The organism is Brevibacillus sp. BC25 (assembly GCF_000282075.1).
In the GTDB taxonomy this organism is placed as follows: Bacteria; Bacillota; Bacilli; order Brevibacillales; family Brevibacillaceae; genus Brevibacillus.
The window spans coordinates 23,467-30,642 of the sequence record NZ_AKIX01000015.1; the positions used below are offsets into that span (position 1 = coordinate 23,467).

Here is a 7,176-nt window from a genome sequence, read left to right on the forward strand (position 1 = left end):
GGTAAAGAACAAGGTGATTGAACAGACTATGAAAAAAATGGACAAGGAAGGTGAACCTATGAATGGGAGGAAAATGATTCCGCTCTTGCTCACGCTATTTCTTTCCTTCGGGTCAATACCAGTAGCAGCGACCCCACATGCAGAGCCTGAGCCCGCTGACAAAAAGCTGATGGCTTTTGTCATTGATGACTTCGGGAACAACATGCAAGGGACGGAGGAAATATTATCGATGCCAGTCCCTCTAACCGTTGCCGTCATGCCGTTTCTGCCAAGCACGAAGCAGGATGCCGAGCTCGCCCATCAAAAAGGACATGATGTACTCGTTCACATGCCGATGGAGCCGATGAAAGGAAAACGCTCCTGGCTCGGTCCTGGAGCTATTACGGCTGATCTGTCCGACGATGAGATTCGCAGTCGCGTGGAGAAAGCGATTGCCGATGTACCACATGCGATTGGCATGAACAACCATATGGGCTCTAAAATAACGGCTGACGAGCGAATCATGCGCATCATCATGAAGGTTGTCAAGGAGCGTGGGCTCATTTACCTGGATAGCAAAACCACGGATAAAAGCGTGGCGGCGAAAATCGCGGCTGAAATGGGCGTGCCTCATGCAGTGAATCAAATTTTTCTCGATGACGTGTACTCTGTCCCACATATTACGAAGCAAATGGAGCTCGTCTGCAAACGAATCCACAACCATCCCTTATGTATCGCGATCGGCCATGTTGGGCCTCCTGGCAAGAAAACAGCCTCCGTTCTGCGCCAGTACATCCCGCGAATTCAGAAGGAGGCCGAATTTGTAACCATTTCAAAGCTTATCCAGCAAACTGCTCATTAATTTTCGCCACCAGCTCTCCTCCACACGAGCCTCCGTTTTCAGATTTCCCGACAGCTTTACGTATTCGCTCACGGCTTCTGTAATAGCCTGAGCGATTTTTTCTTGTGCTTTGGGATTCGTTAACATTTCGCGGTCATGTACATTGCTGATAAAACCCATCTCTACGATGACAGACGGACAGTAATTATGACGCAGCATGTAGTACGTCTTCCCCCTGACTGGCTGGTTGCTCGTCCCTGTCAGCTTGTTCAGCGAGTTTTGCAGCAGTTCTGCCAGCATATAGCTTTGTTCGGTATCTTGGTACAAAAGAATGGCACCCCGTCGCCGCGAATTAGACGCCCAGTTTACATGCAGGCTGAGCAACATCTGGGGACCGATCTCTTTCGCCAAATTCTTCCTCTGCGCCAAATCCCGAATGTGCCTTGATCGGTTGTCCAACCACCGATTCTCATCGCTCAGTGCGATATCTTTGTTCCGATTCAAGGCCACCGTATAGCCAGCTTCTGTCAACTGTTGGTATAGTTGCTTGGCAATTTGCAGATTGATGTCTTTTTCGTACAAATCCCCATAAGAGGTTCCCGAATCTACACCCCCATGACCTACATCAATCAAAATGTGAAATGGGGTGAGCGGCAATGCCTCGCTTCGCGTCGGGATACAGATGAGGATAAGTATGAAAGCAGCGATACGGAAAATAGCCTGTAAGTTTCTCATGCCTGTAGGATAACCGGATTGAAAAGAAACCTTTCAGGCGGTGAGGTACACATAACATTGTGAATTTTTTAATCCAACTGTACAATTACAATAATGAAACATGATCTTACCCGCATAAGAAGGTGTACTAATGAATCAATCTTTGGAAAAACCGTTATTCCCCCCGTATTTGGCTCTCTTAATCGGGGTGATCGCCATTTCCTCTTCTGCGATCTTTGTAAAGCTATCGGATGCACCTGCTCCGATTATCGCTACGTATCGCCTGATTTTTTCTGTTCTCTTAACGCTTCCTTTTTTAATCTGGAATCGTGGTGCCATCGCAGAGATTGGAAAAATGTCCAAAAAAGTGTGGCTACTCTGTATTTTATCCGGAGCCTTTTTGGCAAGCCACTTTCTGTTGTGGTTTGAATCGCTGAACTACACGTCTGTAGCCAGTTCTACTGTGCTCGTTACGTTGCAGCCATTATTTGCATTCATCGGCGGTTATTTCTTTTTTGGTGAAAAAGTTCGATTCCTGGCTCTATCAGGCGGCTTGCTGGCGATTGCGGGAAGCTTCGTGATTGGCTGGGGAGATTTTCAAGTAGGCGGCATGGCTCTGTGGGGTGATTTCCTCGCATTGATGGGAGCTGTCACCGTGACGGGCTACTGGCTGGTCGGGCAGTACGTTCGCCAGCATATGTCCTCCTTTGCCTACACACTCGTCGTCTATACGGCCACCAGCGTGATTCTGGTTGCCTATGATCTGGCTTTCGGGTATTCACTCGTCGGTTACCCTGCGGCAGATTGGGGCTGGTTCTTCTGTCTCGCCCTGTTCCCGACCTTGCTTGGACATTCTATTTTTAACTGGATTATTAAATGGCTCAATACGACGACGATATCCATGGGGATTTTGGGAGAACCGATCGGGACTGCGATTCTCGCTTACTTCATCTTGGGTGAAGTGGTAACGCCTCCGCAATGGATCGGCGGCTTGATCATTATCGCCGGCATTTATGTGTTCATTCGCTTTAACCAACCTGCTAAAGGAGTGTCCTCCATTGAACAAGCAACCGGAGAACCGAAAAAGCTTGCGTGATTTCGTCAAGGGACTGAGTATTTGGGCGAAGATTGGCTGGACAATTCTTCTTGGCTACATCGTAGGACGGATTTTGTACTGGTTATTTAAAATGATGTCCTAACAGACAAAAGGGGCAATTCCTAAGAAGTCTTCGATAAGACTTGCGGAATTGCCCCTTGCTATTAGGCTGTTGCCTTCTCGGCTGCTGGTACCTGTTGCGTTTTTTTCGGCTTTTTATGCAGGAAGTACAGAAGTGGAATCGAGAGGACAATAGGGATAACGGAGGCGAGGAAAGTATCCCCGATGCCTTGAACCAACGATTCTTTTGCCATCATTCCGTACAAAATCGCGCTGGCTCCCCCTGACGCACTCGCCGCATCTACCCCTACTTGTGCATACATGCCTGAAATGCCACTGATAAACTGCATCGCCATATCCGTATTCAAGTTTTCAGAGATTGAAGCCATGTGGAAATTTTGACGCGCCTGCATGATCACTGTCAAAATCGCAATGGCAAACGAGCTCATGACCTGACGCAATACATTGGACAGCGGAGAGGCATCCCCCACACTTGTACGTGGAACGGCGTTCATCCCTACAGTAGACAGGGTCATCATACACAATCCGATTCCAATCCCGCGAATGGTCAAGATCATATCGATCCACGAATGCATGCTGTCAGCAGATAGATTGTGCAGTTCATACGTCGTGATGCTCATGATGGTCAAGCCGATCAGCCCAATCGGTCCGATCCCGTATTTATCCATCAGCTTTCCGCTGATTGGCATCATGATTGCCATGGCAATCGACTGCGGCATCAGCAGGATTCCTGACTCCATAGCCGTCAATCCCTGAATGTTTTGGAGGAAAATCGGCATCAGGAAGATACCGCCCATCATCCCCATCATGACGAAGCCGGATGTCAAAATGCTGATGGTGAAGGTAGGTATCTTCAAAAGCCGCAAATCAAGCAGCGGACTATCTTTCCCCAGCTCCACCCAAACAAACAGGATCAAGCTCATCACGGCAACGAAAAACAGACTGACGATGAAAAAGGAGGTCCAGCCCTCTGCTTGCCCTTTACTTAAAGCAAGCAGCAGCGTCCCGAAACCGACGATGGCAAGAAATGCTCCCAAAAAGTCGAACTTTAACTCTGGTTTTTTCGGCGTTTCCTTGAGCAGAACGATACTCATGATCACCGCAAAAATACCAAAGGGTACACCAACCAGAAAAAGAAATTGCCAGCTTAAAAATTCGATGAGATATCCACCCAATGTCGGGCCCAACGCAGGGGCAGTCATCGAAGCAATACCGAATATCCCCAATGCCATTCCGATCTTTTCACGCGGAACGATCATGTAAATCATCGACATCCCGATTGGCATGATCATCCCCCCACTGACACCTTGCACGACGCGAAAGGCTATCAGCGAAGAGTCACTCCACGCCAAGGCACAAAGGATGGACGAAAAAGTAAACGCGGATAAGGAGAGTACAAATATTTTTTTCGCCCCGAATTTGGCAGACAACGAGCCGCTCATCGGAATCATGACGGCGTTTGCCAGCATATATCCGGTCAATACCCACTGCATGGTCTCGGTAGTCGAACCAAAAATATTGACCATGGCAGGTAGGGCAACGTTAATCAAGCTATTGTTCAGAATCGCAACGAAGGTTCCTGAGAGGATGGCGAGAAGAGACAGCCACATGCCGCCGTTCCCGCTTTTCTCCTCTCGGTGTGCCACCGCTTCCGCCATGTGTCAACACCCCCGTTAGTTTGCGATCACCTTGCTGCCCTCGGACAGTTTGTCTGTCGGGTTCAGCACAATTTGATCATTGTCTTTGACGCCGTTCGTGACAGTTGTCCATTCGCCGCTTGCGTTCTCCACCGCTACTTCCACCTGGTGTACAACGTTGTCGTTTACGGTATAGACGTAATGCTTGCTGTCCTTTTCCTGCACGGCTGACGTCGGTAATTTTGTTCCTGGCGTTGCCTGACCCTGGAGCATGACTTCTGCTACCATCCCTGCACGCAGCAAGCCGTCCTGATTATTTACCTTCACTTTGACTGGGAAAGAACTGCTGTTTGTATCCGAAATCGGAGAGACAAACTCAACGGTACCTTTCAGCACTTTCCCACCCAGACTGCCTACCTTCACATCAACAGTAGAACCGACCTTCACTTGGTTGATTTGGTTTTCCGGTACGCTTGCTTCTACTTTGACATCTGCCATATTCACTAGCACCATGAGAGGTGTCCCCGCTGCTGCCATTTCTCCTGGGTCAACCGAGCGCTTGGCGACGATACCTGTGATTGGCGCACGAATAATGGTATTGTCATAATTGCTTTTCGCCAGCTCCAGATTGGAGCCCAAACGGCTTACTTCTGCTTGCAGAGCCGCTACTGTGTCGGCAGTTGGGCCTGCTTTTGCCAGATCGAATTGGGCTTGCGCTTGTTCAAGACCTGTGCGCGCCTTTTCCAATTCGAGCGAAGATTTCTCCAGCTCCGCCTGGGACAATGCGCCTGCATCAAACAGTGCTTTCATCCGGTTGTAGTTGCTCTCGACCACCTTCAGGCTGGCTTCTGCCTGGGTAACAATACTTCCAAGCTGCGTCAGCTGCTCATTGCGTGCACCTGCTTTCGTATCTCTCAGCTTTGCCTGAGCGCCTGCAATGGCTGCCTGTGCCTGATTGATCTGCTGCTGATAATCGGCTGCCTCCAGCGTGACCAGAACATCGCCTTGCTTGACGACTGCGCCTTCTTTTACCTTCACGCTCGCTGCTTTTCCAGATACTTTAGAAACGACTTGGATCTCCTCAGATGCTACCACCTTACCATTGGCAATGACGCCGGTAGAGGCAGAGGTCACCTTCCACGTCTTCACGACAGGGACGTTCTCGCTCGCTTGCGATGCAGAAGATGTCTCGCTACAGCCCGCCGTAATAAGCGAAACGGCCGCCACGACTGCAGCGATTGTTTTCCATTGTGCTGTCTTTTTCATGCTTGATTACATCTCCTTCACGTGCACTTTGATCTCGGCGTTCAATCCGGCCACGAGGTCCAGACCTGCTGTGTCATCTATGGCGATTTTGATCGGAATACGCTGGGTTACTTTGGTAAAGTTCCCGCTCGTATTGGTCGCTGGCATCAAGGAAAATGTAGAATTTGTCGCTTTTCCGATCTCCATCAAATGACCGCCCAATTTCTTACCTGGGTAAGCGTCAATCGTAAAATCGACTTTTTGGCCGAGTTTCAACCGTTCGATCTCAGTCTCTTCCAAATTGGCGGAGATGTACAGTTTGCTTTCGTCAATCACGAGAGCTACCGATTGCCCTGTCGAAACAATCTCTCCCTCTTTTGCTTGCGTTTTAATCACAGTACCTGTAATGGGCGAACGCAACACGCTGTTTTCCAGCATCGTCGTTGCTACGTTAGTTGTATCTTGCTGTCCTACGATTTGGTCCGCTATAACGGTGTCGCCTTCTTTGACAGCGAGTCCGGTCAGTTTGCCTGTCATTTTTGGCATGACGCGATAAATGTCTCCCGCAATCCGAGCATCTTGTGTGGACACATAATGTGCACCTTGATACCAATAGTAGTAACCGATTCCTCCACCACCTGCCACGATCAGGAGCAAAATGACATACAAAACCAGTTTTCGCTTCATGGTTTCTCCTCAACTTTCTCGTTCTTCTAGTTTCGCAATCAATGTTTCCATCGACTGAATAATGATGTCTAAATCCTCATTGGAAAATCCATGGAAAATACGTTTGTAAAAGTTCTCTGAGAAAAAATCAACCTTTGCGAACAGCTCAGAAATCTTCGGTGTTTTACGAATCCAGACAACACGCCGGTCATTCTCATCACGTACGCGCTCTACGAGTTGTTCTCGTTCCAAACGATCTATGATGCCAGAAACGGTGCTGTACGATAAATCTACGGCTTTGCTTATCTGACCGATCGTTTTGGGATCAGGATGTATTTCTCGAATGACCATCAGCTGCGGGACAGTCACACCATATTGGGACAGTTCTTTTGTGGCCATTGTTCCAAATGTCTTGTTCAACCGTTTTAACAAGTCCCGAATATGCAGTGATTTATTCATAGTGCACTCCTTTCTTAAGTAATATTTCGTGTACGAAATTTATCACATGAAAACTATACGATGTTTTTTTATCCGTGGCAACTATTTCTTTAGGTTAAACTTTAACTAGGCAACCTTTTAAAAGCAGTCGTTAGTCGGACTGTCGTGGTGGGAAGGAAACAGGAGAAAACGTTCCAGCTTCTAGGGCCACCCGCTGCGGGATTGACTGCCCGGCTCCATGAAAAAAAGCGAAACCCGCGTCCAAAGTGGTCCATTCAGGGGGTGTCTCAGAGGTGGACGCTAAGATCTCGTTTCTCTTTTTTTCATTGCGCCTCGGGCGGTGTCCCTAAGATCTTCGCTTTTTTCTCCTGTTTCCTCTACGAGCTTTCCGTTTGATCCGATTTTTTAATGCCTAAAAAGATAGAAGAATGTAATCAGTTACGACAGAGAAGAATATTTCCAGACGTAGCGACTTGTGG

Annotated in this window: 8 protein-coding genes; 3 read left to right on the forward strand and 5 right to left on the reverse strand. The window is 48.4% G+C overall.

Annotated elements, in window-relative coordinates; all coding sequences use genetic code 11:
- The first annotated feature begins 58 nt into the window (after window positions 1-58).
- Window positions 59-841 (forward strand): divergent polysaccharide deacetylase family protein, encoded by a 783-nt coding sequence (locus PMI05_RS03365; RefSeq protein WP_007717228.1) that lies wholly within the window; start codon window positions 59-61, stop codon window positions 839-841.
- Here PMI05_RS03365 and PMI05_RS03370 read toward each other — a convergent pair.
- Window positions 812-1,555 carry an N-acetylmuramoyl-L-alanine amidase gene (locus PMI05_RS03370; protein ID WP_007717229.1) on the reverse strand — a complete coding sequence of 248 codons (744 nt, stop codon included), beginning with the start codon at window positions 1,553-1,555 and terminating at the stop codon, window positions 812-814. The two genes, PMI05_RS03365 and PMI05_RS03370, sit on opposite strands and share 30 nt — an antisense overlap.
- Before the next feature lie 130 nt (window positions 1,556-1,685).
- Here PMI05_RS03370 and PMI05_RS03375 point away from each other — a divergent pair, with 130 nt between their 5' ends.
- Entirely contained in the window at window positions 1,686-2,630 is a 945-nt protein-coding gene (locus PMI05_RS03375) for a DMT family transporter (protein WP_007717230.1), read from the forward strand.
- The gene (locus tag PMI05_RS30635) at window positions 2,593-2,733 is read left to right on the forward strand and encodes a hypothetical protein (RefSeq protein ID WP_157230837.1); all 141 of its coding nucleotides are present in this window, start codon (window positions 2,593-2,595) and stop codon (window positions 2,731-2,733) included. The genes PMI05_RS03375 and PMI05_RS30635 overlap by 38 nt, the downstream gene beginning before the upstream one ends.
- A gap of 61 nt (window positions 2,734-2,794) precedes the next feature.
- On the opposite strand, the gene PMI05_RS03380 is transcribed toward PMI05_RS30635, so the two are convergent.
- The 4 genes from PMI05_RS03380 to PMI05_RS03395 are packed head-to-tail and all read right to left on the reverse strand — an operon-like array spanning window position 2,795 to window position 6,718.
- A complete protein-coding gene (locus PMI05_RS03380; protein WP_007717231.1) occupies window positions 2,795-4,369 on the reverse strand; it encodes a DHA2 family efflux MFS transporter permease subunit in 1,575 nt (524 codons plus the stop codon).
- 15 nt (window positions 4,370-4,384) lie between these two features.
- Window positions 4,385-5,614: an efflux RND transporter periplasmic adaptor subunit gene (locus PMI05_RS03385; protein ID WP_007717232.1), complete on the reverse strand. Its 1,230-nt coding sequence runs from the start codon at window positions 5,612-5,614 to the stop codon at window positions 4,385-4,387.
- A 6-nt stretch (window positions 5,615-5,620) separates the two neighbouring features.
- Window positions 5,621-6,280 carry an HlyD family secretion protein gene (locus tag PMI05_RS03390; RefSeq protein ID WP_007717233.1) on the reverse strand — a complete coding sequence of 220 codons (660 nt, stop codon included), beginning with the start codon at window positions 6,278-6,280 and terminating at the stop codon, window positions 5,621-5,623.
- 9 nt (window positions 6,281-6,289) lie between these two features.
- Window positions 6,290-6,718, reverse strand: a complete 429-nt coding sequence (locus tag PMI05_RS03395) for a MarR family winged helix-turn-helix transcriptional regulator (protein ID WP_007717234.1) — start codon at window positions 6,716-6,718, stop codon at window positions 6,290-6,292.
- Window positions 6,719-7,176 lie beyond the last annotated feature (458 nt).

What these genes read in the sequence shown, in the direction of transcription:
- PMI05_RS03365 (WP_007717228.1), top strand. Translation starts at nt 59, where the DNA reads ATGAATGGGAGGAAAATGATTCCGCTCTTGCTCACGCTATTTCTTTCC.
- PMI05_RS03370 (WP_007717229.1), bottom strand. Translation starts at nt 1,555, where the DNA reads ATGAGAAACTTACAGGCTATTTTCCGTATCGCTGCTTTCATACTTATC.
- PMI05_RS03375 (WP_007717230.1), top strand. Translation starts at nt 1,686, where the DNA reads ATGAATCAATCTTTGGAAAAACCGTTATTCCCCCCGTATTTGGCTCTC.
- PMI05_RS03380 (WP_007717231.1), bottom strand. Translation starts at nt 4,369, where the DNA reads ATGGCGGAAGCGGTGGCACACCGAGAGGAGAAAAGCGGGAACGGCGGC.
- PMI05_RS03385 (WP_007717232.1), bottom strand. Translation starts at nt 5,614, where the DNA reads ATGAAAAAGACAGCACAATGGAAAACAATCGCTGCAGTCGTGGCGGCC.
- PMI05_RS03390 (WP_007717233.1), bottom strand. Translation starts at nt 6,280, where the DNA reads ATGAAGCGAAAACTGGTTTTGTATGTCATTTTGCTCCTGATCGTGGCA.
- PMI05_RS03395 (WP_007717234.1), bottom strand. Translation starts at nt 6,718, where the DNA reads ATGAATAAATCACTGCATATTCGGGACTTGTTAAAACGGTTGAACAAG.